This window comes from Dyadobacter sp. SRI_021 (assembly GCF_057586235.1).
The window spans coordinates 552,702-572,419 of sequence record NZ_JBYCZM010000004.1 but is presented as its reverse complement, the minus strand read 5'-3'; the positions used below and the strand labels follow the sequence as shown (position 1 = coordinate 572,419).

14 protein-coding genes are annotated in these 19,718 nt (G+C 49.1%); 10 read left to right on the top strand and 4 right to left on the bottom strand.

Annotated features, from left to right (window positions below; all coding sequences use genetic code 11):
* The first annotated feature begins 39 nt into the window (after positions 1 to 39).
* The 6 genes from cmk to odhB all read left to right on the top strand — a co-directional run bounded on the left by cmk (position 40) and on the right by odhB (position 10,576).
* Positions 40 to 750, top strand: a complete 711-nt coding sequence (gene cmk / locus AC2YIT_RS15340; protein WP_487279727.1) for a (d)CMP kinase — start codon at positions 40 to 42, stop codon at positions 748 to 750.
* 1 nt (position 751) lies between these two features.
* On the top strand, positions 752 to 1,822 hold the full coding sequence (locus AC2YIT_RS15335) for an NAD(P)/FAD-dependent oxidoreductase (RefSeq protein ID WP_430845525.1): 1,071 nt from the start codon (positions 752 to 754) through the stop codon (positions 1,820 to 1,822).
* Between the two features lie 16 nt (positions 1,823 to 1,838).
* Entirely contained in the window at positions 1,839 to 5,051 is a 3,213-nt protein-coding gene (locus AC2YIT_RS15330; protein ID WP_430845526.1) for a hypothetical protein, read from the top strand.
* A 97-nt stretch (positions 5,052 to 5,148) separates the two neighbouring features.
* Positions 5,149 to 6,078 (top strand): PorP/SprF family type IX secretion system membrane protein, encoded by a 930-nt coding sequence (locus tag AC2YIT_RS15325; protein ID WP_487279726.1) that lies wholly within the window; start codon positions 5,149 to 5,151, stop codon positions 6,076 to 6,078.
* 113 nt (positions 6,079 to 6,191) lie between these two features.
* Entirely contained in the window at positions 6,192 to 8,954 is a 2,763-nt protein-coding gene (locus AC2YIT_RS15320) for a 2-oxoglutarate dehydrogenase E1 component (RefSeq protein WP_430845528.1), read from the top strand.
* A 47-nt stretch (positions 8,955 to 9,001) separates the two neighbouring features.
* Complete coding sequence (odhB, locus tag AC2YIT_RS15315; protein WP_487279725.1) at positions 9,002 to 10,576, top strand: 2-oxoglutarate dehydrogenase complex dihydrolipoyllysine-residue succinyltransferase; 1,575 nt, start codon at positions 9,002 to 9,004, stop codon at positions 10,574 to 10,576.
* Positions 10,577 to 10,642: 66 nt separating this feature from the next.
* On the opposite strand, the gene AC2YIT_RS15310 is transcribed toward odhB, so the two are convergent.
* On the bottom strand, positions 10,643 to 10,969 hold the full coding sequence (locus AC2YIT_RS15310) for a nucleotide pyrophosphohydrolase (RefSeq protein ID WP_487279724.1): 327 nt from the start codon (positions 10,967 to 10,969) through the stop codon (positions 10,643 to 10,645).
* A gap of 65 nt (positions 10,970 to 11,034) precedes the next feature.
* Positions 11,035 to 11,487 carry a D-aminoacyl-tRNA deacylase gene (gene dtd, locus AC2YIT_RS15305; RefSeq protein WP_487279723.1) on the bottom strand — a complete coding sequence of 151 codons (453 nt, stop codon included), beginning with the start codon at positions 11,485 to 11,487 and terminating at the stop codon, positions 11,035 to 11,037.
* 181 nt (positions 11,488 to 11,668) lie between these two features.
* Between dtd and AC2YIT_RS15300 the strand changes: the two genes are divergently transcribed.
* From AC2YIT_RS15300 to AC2YIT_RS15290, 3 genes are read left to right on the top strand one after another with little or no spacing between them, the layout of a single operon-like run.
* Entirely contained in the window at positions 11,669 to 12,109 is a 441-nt protein-coding gene (locus AC2YIT_RS15300; protein ID WP_487279722.1) for a DUF6934 family protein, read from the top strand.
* A gap of 4 nt (positions 12,110 to 12,113) precedes the next feature.
* Positions 12,114 to 12,311: a hypothetical protein gene (locus tag AC2YIT_RS15295; RefSeq protein WP_487279721.1), complete on the top strand. Its 198-nt coding sequence runs from the start codon at positions 12,114 to 12,116 to the stop codon at positions 12,309 to 12,311.
* A 25-nt stretch (positions 12,312 to 12,336) separates the two neighbouring features.
* Positions 12,337 to 13,764: an L-serine ammonia-lyase gene (locus AC2YIT_RS15290; RefSeq protein WP_487279720.1), complete on the top strand. Its 1,428-nt coding sequence runs from the start codon at positions 12,337 to 12,339 to the stop codon at positions 13,762 to 13,764.
* Between the two features lie 11 nt (positions 13,765 to 13,775).
* Here AC2YIT_RS15290 and mgtE read toward each other — a convergent pair whose 3' ends face one another.
* Both mgtE and rsmA read right to left on the bottom strand, forming a co-directional pair.
* Positions 13,776 to 15,128, bottom strand: a complete 1,353-nt coding sequence (gene mgtE / locus AC2YIT_RS15285) for a magnesium transporter (protein ID WP_430845535.1) — start codon at positions 15,126 to 15,128, stop codon at positions 13,776 to 13,778.
* A gap of 66 nt (positions 15,129 to 15,194) precedes the next feature.
* Positions 15,195 to 15,995, bottom strand: coding sequence for a 16S rRNA (adenine(1518)-N(6)/adenine(1519)-N(6))-dimethyltransferase RsmA (rsmA, locus tag AC2YIT_RS15280; protein ID WP_430845536.1), 801 nt, complete (start codon positions 15,993 to 15,995; stop codon positions 15,195 to 15,197).
* An 88-nt stretch (positions 15,996 to 16,083) separates the two neighbouring features.
* Here rsmA and AC2YIT_RS15275 point away from each other — a divergent pair, with 88 nt between their 5' ends.
* Entirely contained in the window at positions 16,084 to 19,698 is a 3,615-nt protein-coding gene (locus AC2YIT_RS15275) for a PAS domain S-box protein (RefSeq protein ID WP_430845537.1), read from the top strand.
* Positions 19,699 to 19,718: the final 20 nt, after the last annotated feature.

Here is a 19,718-nt window from a genome sequence, read left to right as displayed (position 1 = left end):
AAATGTATTTTTACGCTCTGTAAAATTACACTTTCCAATATGCCCAAGATTATCGTTGCGATCGACGGTTATTCGAGTTGCGGGAAATCCACAACGGCGAAACTGGTTGCCAAGCAATTGAATTACCCTTACATCGACACCGGCGCGATGTACAGGGCTGTTACACTGTATTTTATCCAAAATCATATAAGTCTTACCAACCCGAAGGAAGTAGAAAATGCCCTGTCAAAAGTGCATATTTCCTTCCGCAGGCATCCCGAACTCGGCCGCAACGATACCTATTTGAACGGTCTGAATGTGGAGGACGAGATCCGGAAAATGTATGTTTCCGAGCGGGTGAGCGAAGTAAGTGCGATCGCTGAGGTGCGGCATGCATTGGTGGCGCAGCAGCAGCGAATGGGTAAGACCAAGGGCATTGTCATGGATGGCCGGGACATCGGTACCGTCGTATTTCCGCAGGCCGAACTGAAAATTTTCATGACCGCCGACCCCATGATCCGCGCGCACCGCCGCCAGCTGGAACTGATGGAAAAAGGTGAGATCGTGGATCTGGCCGAAATCCTGGAAAATCTCAAGACACGCGATTACATCGACACGACCCGCGCCGAAAGCCCGCTCCGGCAGGCCGAGGACGCCATTTATATTGATAACTCATTCATGACCCTCGACGAGCAGGTGGAAGTGGTGGTGCGCCTGGCCGACGAGCAAATCGGGTTGTCACTCAGACGTCGCGCTGCCGATAATGCTTGATATGCAGCATTTTGACTACGAATATCTCATCATAGGGCAGGGCATAGGCGGCACTTCAGTAGCCTGGCATCTTCACGATTTGGGAAAGAGTTTCCAAATCGTCGGCGATTCTTCAATGCCTTCTTCCTCACGCGTCGCAGCAGGGATTTTTAATCCGCTGACGGGCAAAAAGCTGGTCAAGACCTGGCTGGCCGATGATCTTTTCCCTTATGCCAGAGTTTTTTACGGAAACCTGGAAACGAAACTAGGTTGTAAATTCATGCACGTCACTCCGATTTACCGGCCTTTCCGGTCGATCGAAGAGCAAAATACCTACCTCGCGCAGACGGCCGATCCCGGGATTAGTCCCTACGTGGCCAATTCTCCTGACCCCGGAGAAGAAATGCCTTATGTAAATGCGGATTTTGGTGGTTTAGAAGTGGTCCAATCGGGCTGGATCGATCTGCCGGTATTGCTGGATGCGAGTCGCTCGTATTTCCAGGAACGGCATTTGTATGTGGAAGCCGCTTTCGGCACCGATGATCTTTCGAGAACCGATGACGGCGTTGAGTGGCAGGGTAAGCGGTTCCGAACGGTCATTTTTTGTCAGGGTTTTTTTGCGTTGGAAAACAGCTGGTTCAATTGGTTACCGTTTACACCCGTAAAAGGACAAATCCTGGAAATAGCCACAGAGGCTATATTGAAGTCGTATATCATTAATCAGGGCATCTTCGCATTGCCGTTGACTGAAAATAGGATGAAAGTAGGGGCTACCTATTCCTGGAACCCGCTCGACTGGGAAATTACAGACGCCGCGACGGAGGAACTGGAGGCCAAATTGCAGGGCCTGCTAAGAACCGGTTACACATTAACGGGCGCTCAGGCGGGTATACGCCCATCTGTGCGCGACCGCCGGCCATTAATAGGGATTCATCCTGAGTTTCCTAACGTGTCTATTTTCAATGGGTTAGGCACAAAGGGCGTAACGCTCGCTCCTTTTCTGGCAAATGCGTTTTGTAACCACCTGATTTACGGCAAAGAATTGAACCCGCTAGTGAATATAAAAAGGTATTTTTCGTTATATTTCCGTTGACGTCAGCCTAAGCAATATGAGCAAAAGATATATTTACACATTAACCTTTTCGATCGGTCTTTTAGCAGTTTTTGGATTATTCAACGACTCAATAGCACAGCGCTATCCTTCACAGGAGACTTTTGGAAAGAACCGGGTCCAGTATAAGAAGTTCAACTGGAAGATCTTCCGAACCACTAATTTTGAAATCTATCACTACCAGGGCGGTACCAATCTAGCCAGGCTGACGGCGCAATATGCGGAAAGCGAATTCGATAAAATTACCGACATTCTCGGCTGGACACCTTATAACCGTGTAAAAATATTCCTGTATAACTCGCCTGCTGAGCTCGAACAGAGCAATATGGGACTGTCGGTGCTGGATAACCTTTCGGACCAGAAGCTCAATCTCTCGCAATCGCGCGTGGAGGTAGCCTATACGGGCGATCAGATCGGTTTCCGTAAAAAGCTGGTGCGGGATATCAGTCTTCTTTTTGTATATGACATGCTGTATGGGGGCAATATGAAAGAAGCGCTGCAAAGTTCTTTGCTGCTTACATTGCCGGAGTGGTTCATGTCGGGTACGGCAGCTTACATCGCCGAGGGCTGGTCACCGGAACTGAACGACTATATGCGTGATTTCTTCAAAAACCGCAACATCCGTAAGCCGACGCTCATGACGGGCGACGATGCGACGCTGATCGGGCATTCGATCTGGAACTACATCGCCGAGCGCTATGGAAAAGACAAGATCTCCGACATTCTCAACCTTACCCGCATTATCCGCACCGAGCAGACCAGTATCACCAGCACGCTTGGCGTGCAATCCTACAACCGTTTCCTGCGCGACTGGCGGGCCTATTACCTGAACCAGACCAAGAATGCCGAGCAGTTCTATACGGATCCCAATCCGACCTGGAAGTATAAGCTGAACGAGTTCAATGTGACCGATGCCAGTGCGGTAATCAAGGTGTCGCCGGATAAGAAATTTACTGCTGTGAGTGAGATTAAAAACGGGCGCTACCGCGTGTATTTGTTTGATAGTGAGACTGGCTCGAAGAAAGTGGTTCGCCAGGGTAAATTAGATATTATCGGAGGCCGCATGAAAACGCAGCCGCCGCTTCTGGGCTGGTCGAGAAACAATGAGCTGACAATTCTGGCTAACGAAAACGACAAAAAGAACCTGTACCGGTATGAAAATGTAGGTACTAAAAAGATCAAGATTAAAACAAAACGCAATATCCGCGGGCTGGATCAGATCGTGGACATGGACGTGTCGCACGACGGCTCAATGCTCGCTGTGAGTGCAGACAAGGCCGGCCAAAACGATATATTCCTCATCAGTGTGGCGCGGGCTTCGGCATTGCCGCTCACCAGCGACCTTTACGATGACCTTTCTCCCCGTTTTATCCAGGGGTCTTCGCGACGGGTAGTTTTCTCTTCCAACAGACCCGTGGATTCGCTGGGGCGGGGTGACAAAGGGAACTTCAAATCCATTGCACCTTCTTATACACTTTTTGAGCACGATGGAACGCCGCGATCAGAAAACATCGTCAAGTTGGTAGAATCGGACGGAAAGACCAAGTTAACACCGGTGTATGCCGACGAGAACGACGTGGTTTATCTTTCCAATGGGAAAGGTGTAAATAATCTTTATAAATACAACCGCGCTTCACAGACCAGCTCGCAGCTGACCAACTATATTCAGAACATCCGCAATGCTGATGTGAACCTGAAAGCACCGGGCGGGGCGTTGGCTTACACTTATTTGAATGATGGTTACTATACGGCTGCATTCAAAAACGGATTCGATATCAATGCGACGGTTAATCCGCCATCGTTGAGCGTTGCCAGTGCCGGAAATTCGGGCAACGGTACTGTTAGTCCCGTAAAAGCGGATTCTGCTACGAAAGCGGCGCAAACCGATCAACCCAAAAAGCTGGCTTTGAAAGAAGGCGAGGTAGATACAGATAATTACGAGTTCGACGAGGATGTTTTGAAATCATTCGAATCGAGAAGAAACCGTGGAAACTTCCCTACTACGCCTGGTGTAGCCTCGCGTACGAAAGCGGTTCGTGAAAATATCGCGATCAAAGGGCCATACAACTATAAAGGTCTGTTTATTACCAATGACGCAAGTTCCGACTGGCGCATTGATCCCATCCGTGGATTTGGCTATGCACAATCCATTTCGATGAACGATCTGCTCGAAAACCACGTCATTAAGGCCGGCCTTTTCATTTCGTCTAACTTTCGAAACAGCGATTTGTTCGCAGAATACAACAATAATACCTATCGCATCGACTTTGGCTTGCGTGTCGACAGAAAGACATTATATAACGACTCGGAAGGCCTGATCCAGAAATACCGGTTCAACCAGTTGATGTTCACGGCATCATATCCATTTTCGACTACGAGCCGTTTCTCGGTATCGCCGATGTTCACATCTACGAGAATGATCGATGTGCTGCTGCCTAATCCGGACCTGTCTTCGAATTACGGAGGGGTGCGCAGCGAATTTGTATTCGATAACACCAGGGTGAATGGCATGAATATGATGGAAGGGACGCGTTTCAAACTGCGTTACGACCTTTACCAGGGATTGACTAGTGGAAAGGAAAGCTTCAACCGCGTGAGCCTCGACTTCCGCCATTATCAGAAAATCCACCGAGACCTGATCCTCGCTGTGCGTGCAGCGGCAAGCCATTCCGGTGGACGGGCGCCTAAGCAGAATATTCTTGGTGGTATGGAAAACTGGCTCGGTAACCGGAAAGAAAACCGCAGCGGCGATAATCCACTGAATTTTCAACGCGATAACCGCGACATTTTCTTCGCGGATTTTGCTACCAACCTGCGTGGGTTCAAACTCAACAGGCTGTCAGGTACAAGTTATATGTTGCTCAATGCCGAATTGAGAATTCCCCTGGTGAAATACCTTTACCGCGGCGCGATTACATCAAGCTTCCTGCGTAACTTCCAGATCGTCGGCTTCGGTGATATTGGTACGGCCTGGACCGGCAAAGGACCTTTCAGCGAGAACAACAGCTTGAATACCCAGATTATTGGGGATGAAAATGAGACATTCCGGGCGACGGTTACCAATTATAAAAACCCTTACCTGATGGGTTACGGCGCTGGTGTAAGAACGACATTGTTTGGTTTCTATGCCAAATTTGATTACGCCTGGGGAGTTGACAACGGTTACACTAACAAACCAATTCCTTATGTAACATTGGGTTATGATTTTTGATCTGATCCCGGCAGTAAAAAAGTAATGTTCAAGAGTTATAAGATGGCAGGGACTTACTCTCCTGCCATTTTTGTTTAAAATAACCTATTTCAGTGCGATGTTTTTGAAGAACACACATCACTATTCGAGAGAGATTTTTCTGGCCGGGACATTATTGGTAGCTAGCCTTGGCGTAGCTAAGGCGCAGCGGGAGGTTCTTTATGAGCAATATGTCCAGAACCCGATGTCGATCAACCCCGGCTTTACGGGCGTGCGCGAGGACTTTAATATGACTGCTATTTTTCGCAGGAAATGGTTCAATATTCCCAATTCGCCTACCAGCCAGACCTTCGCCGCGGACGGAACCGTTGCTGACGGCAAGTTCGGGATAGGCTTTCAGGCATTGAATGACCAGACGAGCTATTTCACCACCACCGGCTTTGTAGGCTCGTTTGCATTTCATCTCGGCTTATCCGACACCTGGAAACTGGGGCTTGGCGTTCAGGGCGGGATCAACGTGCTACCCGTTTCGGATGGGACCTCTGTAGGCAACAACCGCGCGTTGGGGAGTTTCGGGCTGGGTGCCTGGTTGCGTTCAGATAGGTTGTATTTCGGTATTTCTAAACCGGAAGTACTTTCACAAAAGTTCGGTGACCAGATCGTGGGGACCTTTTACCGCCGCCCGCTTTACATTACCGCAGGCGGAAGTCATGCGTTGAGCGAGGATGTCATGATGCTGCCGCATGTGCTGTTTGTCCAGGAAAAAGATCATAAACTGAGAGTTGATTTCGGATCCCGGTTCTGGTTCAGGGAGAAGGTCGGGTTAGGCGCGTCCTACCGGGTAGGCGGCGGGTACAATTCCTTTTCGGCAAAAGTGGATTATTTACAGTTAACCGCTGAGGTCAAGTTGGGAAGAAATGTGCGACTGGGATATTTTTACAGCACGCGACAGGTAGAACAGATCTACGCTTCCTATTCCGGACCAAAGGGTATTCACGAGCTCATGCTGAAATTTATCCCGAATCCCAAAGGATTTCAGAAATTCTAGTTGCAAGTACCACTCTTGACCGTCTTTCGCGTTAAGTTAAAAGGATATTTTTATTCGTAATCTTTACATAAGTCTCGTACCTTTGTGCCGTAAATGAAATACTCACTTTTGTGATGGATAAATACACTTATATAGCAAATTCCGACGCCGCTTATATCGATGAATTGTACAATTCCTATAAGCAAGATCCAGCTTCCGTAGACGAAGGCTGGCAGAAGTTTTTTGAAGGTTATGATTTTTATCAAAAATTCCCTGCTACCGGTAACGGACACACCAATGGTGCCGCTAACGGCAAGGAGGCTGCGGTAGTTGGGAAGACGGATCCTGCACGTATCCGCAAGGAAATGGAGGTGGTGCATTTGATCCGTGGCTATAGGTCGAGGGGACACCTTCTGGCGACTACGAATCCGATCCAGAAAAGGAAAGATCGTCGCCCGCAATTGGACATTGCTGACTTTAATCTAGGACCCGAAGACCTCGATACCGTTTTTGAAGCTGGTGTTGAGGTCTTTGATCGTCCGGCCACCTTGCGAGAGATCGTAGATGCGTTGCAAACGATCTATGCAAGAAATATCGGTTTCGAATACCTCTACATACGCGACCGCGAGCAAAAGAGCTGGTTGCGCAAGAAAATCGAGAAGGAAGCGTTGACGATGACTTTCTCGATCGATGAGAAAAAACACATTCTTTCAAAACTCAACGAAGCGGTTGTTTTTGAAAACTTCCTGCATACCAAATACCTCGGCCAGAAACGCTTTTCACTGGAAGGTGGCGAAACGACGATCCCGGCGCTTGATGCGATGATTAACAAAGCCGCTGAAATGGGCGTAGTGGAAGTGATGATCGGTATGGCGCACCGTGGCCGTCTGAATGTGCTGGCGAATATCATGCAGAAAACTTACGGACAGATATTCAACGAATTTGAAGGTAACCTGCCCGACCAGGTTTGGGGTGATGGCGACGTGAAATACCACATGGGTTTTGCGAGCCAGATCACCACCAAAGACGGTAACAATGTACACCTGAAACTCGCGCCGAACCCGTCTCACCTCGAAGCGGTGAACCCGGTAGTGGAAGGTTACATCCGCGCCCGGGCCGATGGCATGTACGACAGCGATTACGATCGCGTGCTGCCGGTATTGATCCATGGTGATGCTGCGGTGGCAGGCCAGGGTATCGTTTACGAAGTAACCCAGATGTCGGCACTGAACGGCTACTACACCGGTGGTACCATCCACTTTGTGATCAACAACCAGGTTGGTTTCACGACCGACTTCACCGACGCGCGCTCGGCTATCTACTGTACGGATATTGCCAAGATCGTGGATGCACCTGTATTGCACGTGAATGGTGACGATCCTGAGGCAGTCGTATTTTGCATGCGCCTTGCAGTAGAGTACCGTCAGAAATTCAATAAGGATATTTTCATTGATATGGTTTGTTACCGCCGTCATGGACACAATGAGGCGGACGAACCGAAATTCACGCAGCCGGTTCTTTACAAGTCCATCGAGAACCACCAGAATCCGCGTGAAATCTACCAAAGAACGTTGGTAGAACGTGGCGATGTGGATGCACAGCTGGCGGCAAATATGGACAAGGAGTTCAAGCAATTGCTGCAAGAACGCCTTGATATGGTGAAGCAGAAAGCATTGCCATACACGATGCCGAAACTGGAACAGGAATGGCATACCTTGCGTAAATCGAAACCGGAAGACTTTGAGAAATCACCGGAAACAGGTGTAGCACTGGACGTGCTGGAAAAAATCGGTAAAGCGCTGATCACTACTCCGGAAAGCTTTAACAGATTGAAGCAGATCGACAAATTGCTCAAAGATCGGGAGCAAATGATCTTCGATAAAAAAGAAGTAAACTGGGCTACGGCCGAGTTGCTCGCATACGGTTCGATCCTTGTGGAAGGCAATATCGTTCGTTTGAGCGGCCAGGACGTGCAGCGCGGTACATTCTCGCACCGTCACGCGGTATTGCGTGATGTGGAAACCAACGCGTCCTACAATAGCTTGCAGCATATTCAGGACGGCCAGGGCCAGTTCATGATCTATAACTCGCTGCTCTCCGAGTACGGCGTATTGGGTTTTGAATTCGGGTATTCTATGGCGAACCCGAATGCATTGGTGATCTGGGAAGCACAGTTTGGAGATTTCGCTAACGGCGCGCAGGTGATTATCGACCAGTTCGTGACATCAAGCGAAACCAAATGGGACCGTTGGACGGGTTTGGTGATGTTGCTGCCACATGGCTACGAAGGCCAGGGACCGGAGCATTCCAATGCGCGTCCGGAGCGTTACCTGCAACTTTCGGCAAACTATAACATCATCGTAGCGAACGTAACGACACCTGCTAACTTCTTCCACTTGCTCCGCAGGCAGTTGAAGTTCCCATTCCGGAAACCGCTGATCGTGATGTCACCGAAATCAATGCTGCGTCACCCGCTGTGCGTTTCGCCGATCGATAGCCTCGTAAGTGGTTCATTCCAGGAAACCATTGGTGATACTTATGCAGATCCGAAAAAAGTGAAGAAAGTACTGCTTTGTACCGGTAAGCTGTATTATGAACTGTACGAAAAGCAGCAAGCCGATAAGCGCGACGACGTGGCAATCATTCGTCTGGAACAAATGCATCCGTTCCCGCAAACGCAGATCGACGCCCATCTTGCTCAGTACGAAAACGCAAGTGTTTACTGGGTTCAGGAAGAGCCCTTCAACATGGGTGGCTGGACATTCATGCTCCGTATGTACAAAGGAGTGAAGCCATTGCAGGTAATTGCCCGCGAGCCGAGTGCTTCACCTTCGACAGGGTTCTCGAAAATCCATACGAAGGAACAAGCGGAGATCATCAACAGAGCTTTTGAATGATATTCCTATAATTTTTGACTTAATTCGATAACAAGATTGCACATAAAATGGCTGAAATTGAAATAAAAGTACCGCCCGTTGGCGAGTCGATTACTGAGGTTACGATAGGAAACTGGTTCAAAAATGATGGCGATTTTGTGAAGATGGACGAGGTGATCTGCGGGCTGGATTCGGATAAAGCAACATTTGAACTTACCGCGGAAGCAGAAGGAATATTGCATATTAAAGCGCAGGAAGGAGATACGCTCAATATCGGCGACCTGATTGCGACCATCGAAGCGGCTAATGGCGCCGCTCCGAAAGAAACGGCTCCGGCAGCTGCGGCTCCTGCTGCGCCAGCTCCGGCAGCTGAACCTGCGAAAGCCGAAGCTCCGGCAGCGGTGCCTGCTGCGGCAACCGGCCAGGTTTATGAAATGAAAGTTCCTGCGGTAGGAGAGTCTATCAGCGAAGTAACCATTGCTTCTTGGAGCAAAAAAGATGGTGACTATGTGGCTGTGGATGAAATCCTGTGCGAACTGGAATCGGACAAAGCAACATTTGAGCTTCCCGCTGAGGCTGCTGGTATATTGACGATTGTAGGGAAAGAAGGTGAGACGCTGCCGATTGGTGCGGTGATCTGCACGATCGCCCAGACAGCGGGCGCTCCTTCCGCGGCTCCGGCAGCTCCGCAAACATCGGCACCGGCTGCCGCCGCTCCTGCTGACAAGGCTTACAGCGAGAAACACGCTTCTCCCGTAGCTGCGAAAATCCTGGCGGAAAAGGGAATCGATCCGAAAGACGTGAACGGTTCCGGTTCAGGAGGCAAAATCATGAAAGACGATGCATTGAAAGCTGAAAAAGCTGCTCCTGCTGCCGCTCCTGCCGCGACTAAACCTGCTGCTCCGGCCCCTGCCGCTGCACCAGCTCCTGCTCCCGCGGGCGCACGTGCATCGCGTCGCGAGAAGATGTCATCATTGCGCAAGACAATTGCTCGCCGCCTTGTAGCGGTGAAAAATGAAACGGCCATGCTGACCACTTTCAATGAAGTGGATATGAAGCCGGTGATGGATTTGCGTGCTAAATTCAAGGATAAATTCAAAGAAAAACACGAGGTGGGCCTTGGCTTTATGTCGTTCTTCGTGAAGGCGGTAACCGTTGCGTTGAAAGACTTCCCGGTTATCAATGCCCAAATCGATGGCGAAGAGCTGGTTTACAACGATTTCGCAGATATCTCGGTGGCTGTTTCGACACCGCGTGGACTTGTGGTACCGGTTATCCGCAATGCTGAAACACTTTCATTTGCCGCGATCGAAAAGGAAATCGTTCGTTTGGCGGTTCGTGCACGTGACGGTAAACTAGGCCTTGACGAAATGTCGGGCGGTACTTTCACAATCACTAACGGCGGTACATTCGGATCGATGCTTTCGACGCCGATCATCAATGCACCGCAATCTGCGATCCTCGGTATGCACAATATCGTTGAGCGCCCGGTAGTGGTAGATGGTCAGATCGTGGTTCGCCCGATCATGTATGTAGCGTTGTCGTACGACCACCGCACGATAGACGGTAAGGATTCGGTAAGCTTCCTGGTTCGCGTGAAGCAGTTGCTCGAAGATCCGATGCGTCTGTTACTGGATATGTAATATTATCATTTCGGAAAAATAGATAACAGAGCAGGCCCGGATTTCCGGGCTTGTTCTGTTTACAGCCTATTGTAGTTTCTCGTTCTGCTTGTGGCGGTCCTTGTCACGGTCGGTTTTCTTGACCAGGTTCTTTTCGAATGCCTCGGTGAGGTTAATGCCGGTCTGATTGGCAAGGCAGATCAGCACCCATAGCACATCAGCCATCTCATCGCCGAGGTCTTTTCCCAAATCCGATTTCTTGAACGACTGGTCGCCGTACGTACGCGCCATGATGCGCGCGAGCTCGCCCACTTCCTCAGTCAGGATTGCCATGTTGGTCAGTTCCGAAAAATACCTTACGCCGTAAGTTTTGATCCATTGATCGACTTGTTCCTGTGCTTCCTGGATGGTCATGTTTAATTTTGAATGACTGAATAACTGAATGATTGAATGGGGCAATGGCGCCTATATGGATACTTTCAGATTCTGTTTTTTGAATCTATTACTATTGTTACCGGGCCGTCATTGAGCAGTGAGACCTTCATATCCGCACCAAATTCGCCGGTCTGAATAGGTTTGCCCAGTTCTGCTTCCAGGAACGCAATCATTTTTTCATACATCGGGATGGCGATATCAGGCTTTGCCGCTTCGATGAAGGATGGCCGGTTACCTTTTTTTGTACTTGCATGTAATGTAAACTGGCTGATCAGCAGAATGTCGCCTTTTACGGTTTTCAAATCCAGGTTCATCTTCCCTTCTTCGTCATTGAATACCCGCAGCCCGACGATCTTCTTCCCCAACCACTCAATATCCTCCGGCAGATCGGAATGTGTAATGCCGAGCAGCACCATAAAGCCCGTTTTGATTTCACCTTTTACTTCTCCTTCAATGGTGACCGAAGCGCTGCTCACACGCTGGATTACTGCAATCATAAATTTATGTATTGGTTTCTTTCGAATGGTCGCAAAAATACTGCGTAATCTTTGAAAATGGATTGCAACGACTGGTAAAAGCCGATGGGTCAACGGATGTGTGACCTGTTGTGTTTTTAGCGGAGTAAATCGAAGTGTTAGGCGCTTAGATATAAAAGTTGACATACACACTTCATCTTTTATGGAACGCCCGCATTATGAATTTGAATATGCCATCCCTCGCGAGGTTTACCTGTTCGTCAGCAAGGGAAAGCATGGGAATGTGACGAAAATGGTTAAATTTCAAATGATCCGGAACAATATAGCGAATTTAGGTTTTGGCGATAGCAAAGACGACGGCTTCGACTTTGATGACCTTGTTATAACTGACAATGGAGATATGGAAACAGTCTTGGCTACGGTTATCAAAATCACGGTAACGTTTCTTTCGAAGAATCCGGATGTTTCTGTGTATATTAATGGAAGCACAGCGACTAGAAATAGGTTATACAGAGTCATTATTAGTAACAACCTCGAAACGATAAGCCAAAATTATGAGGTGTGGGGATATTGTCGTGGAGCTTGGTGTCCGTTCGAAAAAAATGTAAATTACGAAGCATTTCTTGTATCAAAACTCTTTTGAAGTTATGGAAATTGTTAAGATGGTGAGACGAATATTAACAGAGATGGACACATCGTCTGACACTTATACGGGCAGATACAATCCGGAATTAGACAAGTATGTGGATATCGATTTATTTCCCGAAAAAGCTGCCAAGGCGAAAAAAATGCTCAGTAAAGCGCCACTTCCACCTAAACTTCAAAACCGACAGGTTAAGAAGTAGTCTCTTTTTCGAATATCCCCACTTCATGACATCAGAACGCATTTCCGTTTTTGACATTTTCAAGATAGGCATAGGCCCGTCGAGTTCTCATACATTAGGCCCGTGGCGGGCGGCGCAGCAGTTTTTGGAGGTCGTGAAAGAGAAAGGTTTGCTGCGAAGTGTTAAGAACGTGACCGTGCATTTGTATGGCTCGTTGGCTAAAACAGGCAAGGGGCATGGTACCGACATTGCAGTTATCCTTGGGTTGAGCGGCTACGATCCTGTTACGATCGAAACGAGTTCGATTGACCGTATTCTCGCGGATATAGCAGCCAGCGAGTCGATCCGGCTGCATGGCGAAATGCAAATTCATTTCAATCCCAAAACGGACGTGGTGTTTCATAAAACAGAATCGCTTCCGTTTCATCCTAATGGGGTAGCTTTCACAGCTGTTTGTACCGATGGGCAGATATTGGAGGAAACCTATTATTCGATAGGCGGTGGTTTTGTGATCCAGGAGGGCAGGGAGGCAGCAGGTGGAGCGGTACTATCGGAAATTCCCTACCCGGTCGATGACGCGTCGGATTTGCTGGAATGGCACCGCGTTACCGGCAAGGCGATCTGGGAACTGGTGCTGGACAACGAGCGAGTCTGGCGGAATGACGCGACTATCCGGAAAGATCTGCTGAATATCTGGCGTGTAATGCAGGACAGTATTTTCCTGGGTTGTCAGCACAGAGGTGTGTTGCCAGGTGGTCTGAATGTACAGCGCAGAGCTGCCGAATTGAACCAAAAATTATTAAAAGGCTATGCCTGCACGAGTTGTGACGAATGGATAGAACAGATCCGCAGCAACGGTTCGGGTTTCAATTATACGCTCGATTGGGTAAGTTGCTTCGCGTTGGCCGTAAATGAGCAAAATGCTTCTTACAGCCGTGTGGTTACGGCTCCCACGAATGGTGCGGCGGGGGTTATACCGGCTGTACTGCAATTTCATGTCACATTCTGTGGTGGTACGGAAGAGGATATTTTCAGGTTCCTGCTTACAGCGGGGGAAATCGGGAGTATTTTCAAAAAAGGGGCGACAATTTCGGCGGCGATGGGCGGGTGCCAGGCTGAGATCGGCGTATCGTCGGCAATGGCTGCGGCCGGGCTTGCGCAGGTTTCCGGCGGAACTGTGGAGCAATGCCTGATGGCAGCGGAAATTGCGATGGAACACCACCTCGGGCTCACGTGCGATCCGGTGGCTGGATTGGTTCAAATCCCTTGCATCGAACGGAACACTATGGGAGCGATCAAGGCAATTACGGCTTCTCAGCTCGCATTGCAAAGCAATCCGGGAAATGCGAAAGTTTCTCTGGACAATGTGGTCAAAACCATGTGGCAGACCGCATTGGACATGAATAACCGATACAAGGAAACATCCGAAGGCGGACTTGCGGTGAATATCCCGATCAGTCTAAGTGAATGCTAATGGCGTTCAGATTATAGTTTCAGCAGTAAATGGGCTAGACCAAAATACACACCGTAACCGATCAGGTCATTGGCTGTGGTGATGAACGGTCCGGATGCTACTGCCGGATTAATCCCTATCTTTTCAAGTAGAATCGGTGTTAATGTTCCCATAAAGGAGGCAAGAAACACCACCGACATCAACGCGGTTGAAACGACTAATGCCAGCTGCACATCATTTCCAATCAGCATATTAAATCCGAAAACGATAGCGCTGATTATGAGCCCATTAATAAAAGCTACGGCGAACATTCTGATCAGACGCTGACCTAATGTGGTATCAATACCGGTTTTATCTGCAAGTCCTTGTAGAATGATCGAGGAAGTCTGTATCCCCACATTTCCGCCGGTCGAACCGATGATAGGAATAAATGCGGCCATAGCAGGAATGATTTTGAGGTCGCCTTCAAAAAAGCTGATAAATTTCGCGGCAAGGATTCCCCCCATCATACCCACGAGCAGCCATGGTAAACGTGCCTTGGTTTGCTGCCAGATGCTGTCGTCTTCCTCCACATCTCCGGTAATACCTGCCATAGCCAGGGTATCCGAACTCGCCTGGTCGGTAATCACATCGACAATATCATCAATCGTTATGCGGCCGAGCAGTTTTCCCTGGACATTCACAACCGGCAATGCGTCGAGGTCATAGCGCCGCATGAGTTCGGCCACTTCCTCGGCGGGGCGGTAGGTTTCGACGAAAATAACGTCTTTGTCATACAGGCTCTCGATTTTGGTATTCTTGTGCGCCAGCACGATCCTTTTCAGGGAAAGAATGCCCAGCAGCTTGCCAAAATCATCCACCACATACACCGCATATACCTTCTCTACGTCCTCGGCCTGTGTGCGCAGCTCTTCAATACATTGGTTTACCGTCCAGTTTTCGTTCGCTTTTACAAGCTCCTTCTGCATCAGACCACCGGCCACATCTTCATCGTAATGCAGCAGGTCGAGGATAAACCGGGCTTGTTCGCGGTCTTCGAGCAACGCGATCACTTCTTCACGGACGCGAATGGGCTGCTCGTTAAGCAAATCCACGGCGTCGTCGGAGTCGAACAGGTTGACGAATTTGGATATTTCCTCCGAGGTAAAGGCTTTCAGAAAGTCCCTGCGCTCGCCCCGGTCCATATCAGCAAGGATCGCCGCACCGGTTTCGACGTTCAGCTGATTAACCAGGAATTTCGCGCTTTCCGTTTCCAGCTCGGACAACAAGCTGGTAATATCCGCAGCAAAGAGGTTTTCCATTTCCGACCGGATGGCCGCAGAGTCCTCTTTTTCAATCAGTTCCTGAATGTGGTCTACGTATTGCTGGGTTAATTCGAACGTCATGGTAATGAGCTTTTAGCGATTGGCGAAATGCTTTTAGCTTATTGAATATACTATCTCAGAGAAGGTTTAGTTCGTCGCCTGTGTATTCTGGGCAAGTAACGTCAACGTAACGAAGTCCTGAACACTCAACTGTTCGGCCCGCTTGTTGAGCAACGGATGGTCCGGTATTTCGCCTACCGGTTTCAGTGCATTGCGCAAAGTTTTGCGCCGCTGGTTGAACGCCGTTTTCACCATCCTGAAAAACAGCTTTTCATCGCATTCGAGTGCCGCTACTGCGTTCCGGCGGAGCCTTATTACTCCCGATTGCACTTTCGGAGGGGGATCGAACGCGCCGGGAGGTACCGACACGAGGTAGTCGATGTCATAAAAAGCTTGCAGGAGCACGCTCAGAATACCGTAGTCCTTGTTTCCTGGAGGTGATGCAATCCGCTGGGCGACTTCCTTTTGCAGCATACAAACAATCTCCGGAATACGGTCGCGGATTTCCAGGGCACGGAAAAATATCTGGGACGAAATGTTGTAAGGGAAATTTCCGATGATTGCGAACTTGTCGGTAAAGTAGTCGCCCGGGTTGAATTTCAGGAAATCACCTGCGATAATGCGTGGCGAGAGTTCCGGATAATGCTTTTCAAGATAAGCGACCGATTCGGTGTCGATCTCGATAACATGGGTAATAAAGCTGGTTTTGGGTAAAAGAAATTGGGTAAGAACGCCCATTCCTGGCCCGATTTCCAGGACACGATCATAGCCACCGTGGCCAGAGAGTCCGTCGACGATGCGTTGGGCAATATTCAAATCTTTCAAAAAGTGCTGGCCCAGATGCTTTTTAGCCCGCACTTTGGAATCATCCGGTTTTTTATAATTCATTTTCACAAGCCAAAATTACGTCTTAATTCGTAGATTTATCGAATAAAGAATTGGAAGGAAACTTAAAAGTGCGATTGTACCGGGACCCATGGAACTGATTTTATCCCAGACCGACTGGCAGACTATTCACCACACACTTCAGCATTTAAACCTGATCGGAATTACCTTTTCACCTGATTTTACGATTCGTAGTGTAAGCCCGCATGCCCTGATGAAAACCGGCTGGCATGAGTCTGACCTCGTTGGTTTCAGTATATTCGATAAGCTGATCCCGAAGGAAGAGGAGCACGAGGTAAGGCAAATGCTCGAAGAGGGAATTCAGGGAAAACGCAAACTTGAACAGCGGGAAGTACCGTTCCTCGCTCAGAAAGGGACGCTGCGTACCTTCTCGATCAATTCGGTGCTGATGCATCAGGAAAATGAAGAGGTAGAATGCATTACGCTCGTCGGCGATGACATCACCCGTCGCAGGAGAATGGAATCGGCCATTGCCAAATCCAATTCGCAATTGCAGGATCTGGTGGATAACACCAGCGATCTGATCCAATTGGTAGCGATCGATGGTAAATTCATATTTGTCAACAAAGCCTGGCGCGAAGTACTGGGTTACGGACTGGACGAAATCGCTTCCATGCGGATGGAGGATATTTTACACCCCCAGCACAGGGAAGAGGCGCTCGAACAGTTGAAACTGATCGAACAAGGAATTGCCAACCCGAGTTTCGAAGCGGTTTTCATGAATCGGGATGGGAAAAAGGTATTTGTTGCCGGTAGCGTGAACTGCCGTTTCGACAATGGTAAACCGACCGCATTCCGTTGTATTCTAAATGATTTTACAGAGAAAATCAGGGCAGAAAAGGCGCAAAACCTGTATTACAGTATTGCCAACTGGACGGTCAATACCCAGAATCTCGATGAATTTTACCATGGCATTCACGATGAACTAGGCAAGATCATCGACGTGCGGAATTTCTTCATCGCGCTGTACGACCCCAGCAAAAGCTATATTTACTTCCCGTATTATGTAGATCAGTATTTCAAAGGGAATGTCCGGTTTACCAAACGGAAGCTAGGTAATGGTCTTACAGAGTATGCGATTGCTTCCAACAAGCCATTATTCCTTTCCGATAAAGATATTGAGAAGCTGGCCAAGACGAACAGCTTGTATCTGTACGGCGTCACGCCGAAAGTTCTCCTGTGCGTCCCCCTGCGTATAGGCGACCGGGTGACCGGGATTATCGGGGTGAAATCCTACGATGATCCTAATATGTTCGATACACGCGACCTCGAATTGCTGGAATTCATTTCCGGGCAGGTAGCGATGGCGATCGCGCGCAAGCAAAGTGAAGAAGAGCTGAGCAAGTACCTCGCGCGCCTGAATGCGATTTTCGATAGCAGTTCACATTTGATTTGGTCGGTGAATAAATCACTGCAACTGACCTCCTTTAACCGGAATTATGCCGATCTGATTCATAATCAGCTGGGTGTGAGGCCGTCGCTCCAATCCAGTGCGGAGAAGTTCGGGTGGCGGATGGTCGGCAACAGTAACCGCCGGACGCTGGAAACCAAGTACCGGCAGGCGCTACGCGGCGAGCCGCAGTATTTCGAATTCAAAATCGACCGGAAAGATGCCGGCGAAATGTGGCTGGAATTTTACCTGAACCCGATCCATTATGCCGACGGCGTGATCGAGGAGGTGTCCGGTATCGCCCGCGACATTACGCGTAGAAAGGAAGCCGAGCTTTCGCTGAGGCATAGTGAGGAGCTTTTCAGGGGCATTTTCGAAAACTTGCAGGATATTTATTGCCGTATCAACCGCCTGGGCGAAATCACGATGATCAGCCAGTCGGTGCTTAAACGACTGGGGTACTTGCCTGAGGAAGTGATCGGGCACAAGGTTACCGAGTTTTTCGCGGATAAAAAGCGCATTCATTCTGCATTGATCCGGCTCCGGAAGACGAAAAGCCTCCGGAATTTTGAAATTACAATGTACCGAAAGGACGGCACGGAGCGTCAGTTTATGATCAACATGCTGATGTTTACCAACGACAAAGGCAAACCGACCGAGGTGGCTGTGCTCGCCCGAGACATTACCGAGCTGAAACGAAACGAGCTCGAACTATTGAAAGCCAAAGAACATGCCGAGCGCTCCTTGAAGGTGAAAGAAGGTTTTTTGGCCAATATGAGCCATGAAATCCGAACGCCAATGAATGGGGTGATCGGGATGATCGACCTGTTGGGTGAGACGCCGCTGAATGCCGAGCAAAAGGATTATGTCCTGACCATCAAACGGTCGTCGGAAACGCTGCTGAACATCCTGAACGATATTCTCGACCTTTCGAAAATTGAAGCGGGCAAAATGGAGCTGCACGAGGCACCCATTGCGGTGGAAGAATTACTGCTCAAACTGGTTTCACTTTTTGGGCAAACCGCCAAAAGCAAGGGCAATACGCTCACCTATCATATCGGGCCCGACATTCCGAAATTCATCATCGCAGATCAGACCAGGCTATTGCAGATTATGTCCAATCTCACCTCTAATGCATTGAAATTCACGGAGAACGGATCTGTGAAGGTGCTGCTCACATTAGAGAAAAAAGAAGGCCTATTCCACAAAATCAAAGTGGAAGTGCAGGATTCAGGGATCGGTATCAGTGCAACCGACAAGCAGATTCTGTTTACTTCATTTACCCAGCTGGACAACTCCTCGCGCAAATCGTTTGGCGGTACCGGGCTTGGCCTGGCTATTTCCAAACAGCTTTGCGCACTGATGAACGGGGAAATCGGCGTGGAGTCGACCCTGGGAGAGGGAAGCACATTCTGGTTTACTTTCGAAACCAAGGAAACCTCGATCGCCCAGGTGAGCACCATCACGCAGCAGGAAGAAACACCGATCGAAGATGTGTTTACCGATTACCACCCGCTGATCCTGCTTGTTGATGACAATGCGGTGAACAGGAAAGTGGCGAATGAAATCCTTAAAAAATCGGGCTGCGAAACCGATCTGGCCGAAAGCGGGTTCAAGGCTATCGAAATGGTGGAGAAACGGTACCATTCCGACGGGAAGGGCTACGATATCATTTTTATGGATATTCAAATGCCGGATATGGACGGGGTAGAAACGACCCAGGAACTGAAAAAGCGCTTCTCAAAAGGTTTGCCGCCGATTGTTGCCATGACGGCCTACTCTATGAAAGAGGACCGCGACCGGTTTATGAGCCAGGGTATGGACGACTACATTGCCAAACCCATACGTGCGCAGACGCTCGTGCAGAAGGTGAAGGAGTTGATGGGCAATATGGAAAACCGTAAACTCGAACAAAAGCAGAAGGAAATTGCACAAGAGGCAATGGTGCCGGTGCTCGACAAGGAAATCATTGACCAGCTTGCCGGTATCGGCGGTGCCGATCTGGTGTGGTCGGTGTTCGAGGATTTTGTCAGTGAATCCAATGAACTCGTGGCAGGTGCTCTGGAGGCTTATAAAGCCGGAGATATCAAAACCGTGAAAAGTAACCTGCACACATTAAAGGGAAGCGGAGGCACGGTAGGCGTTTCACAGGTCGCGGAAATTGCACGAGATGCCGAATGGCGGCTCAAATCGGACGATACGAGTACGCTTGCAGAGGCGCTACCCGCGCTGGAAAAGGCTTATGAGCGGTTTTTGGCGAGCTATAAGGGTTTGTTGGGAGAGTGGTTGAAATAGTTGACCGCCGACGGCCGATA

What these genes read in the sequence shown, in the direction of transcription:
- dtd (WP_487279723.1), bottom strand. Translation starts at nt 11,487, where the DNA reads ATGATTGCAGTAATCCAGCGTGTGAGCAGCGCTTCGGTCACCATTGAA.
- AC2YIT_RS15300 (WP_487279722.1), top strand. Translation starts at nt 11,669, where the DNA reads ATGGAACGCCCGCATTATGAATTTGAATATGCCATCCCTCGCGAGGTT.
- AC2YIT_RS15310 (WP_487279724.1), bottom strand. Translation starts at nt 10,969, where the DNA reads ATGACCATCCAGGAAGCACAGGAACAAGTCGATCAATGGATCAAAACT.
- mgtE (WP_430845535.1), bottom strand. Translation starts at nt 15,128, where the DNA reads ATGACGTTCGAATTAACCCAGCAATACGTAGACCACATTCAGGAACTG.
- rsmA (WP_430845536.1), bottom strand. Translation starts at nt 15,995, where the DNA reads ATGAATTATAAAAAACCGGATGATTCCAAAGTGCGGGCTAAAAAGCAT.
- AC2YIT_RS15335 (WP_430845525.1), top strand. Translation starts at nt 752, where the DNA reads ATGCAGCATTTTGACTACGAATATCTCATCATAGGGCAGGGCATAGGC.
- AC2YIT_RS15325 (WP_487279726.1), top strand. Translation starts at nt 5,149, where the DNA reads ATGTTTTTGAAGAACACACATCACTATTCGAGAGAGATTTTTCTGGCC.
- AC2YIT_RS15295 (WP_487279721.1), top strand. Translation starts at nt 12,114, where the DNA reads ATGGAAATTGTTAAGATGGTGAGACGAATATTAACAGAGATGGACACA.
- AC2YIT_RS15330 (WP_430845526.1), top strand. Translation starts at nt 1,839, where the DNA reads ATGAGCAAAAGATATATTTACACATTAACCTTTTCGATCGGTCTTTTA.
- AC2YIT_RS15290 (WP_487279720.1), top strand. Translation starts at nt 12,337, where the DNA reads ATGACATCAGAACGCATTTCCGTTTTTGACATTTTCAAGATAGGCATA.
- AC2YIT_RS15275 (WP_430845537.1), top strand. Translation starts at nt 16,084, where the DNA reads ATGGAACTGATTTTATCCCAGACCGACTGGCAGACTATTCACCACACA.
- odhB (WP_487279725.1), top strand. Translation starts at nt 9,002, where the DNA reads ATGGCTGAAATTGAAATAAAAGTACCGCCCGTTGGCGAGTCGATTACT.
- AC2YIT_RS15320 (WP_430845528.1), top strand. Translation starts at nt 6,192, where the DNA reads ATGGATAAATACACTTATATAGCAAATTCCGACGCCGCTTATATCGAT.
- cmk (WP_487279727.1), top strand. Translation starts at nt 40, where the DNA reads ATGCCCAAGATTATCGTTGCGATCGACGGTTATTCGAGTTGCGGGAAA.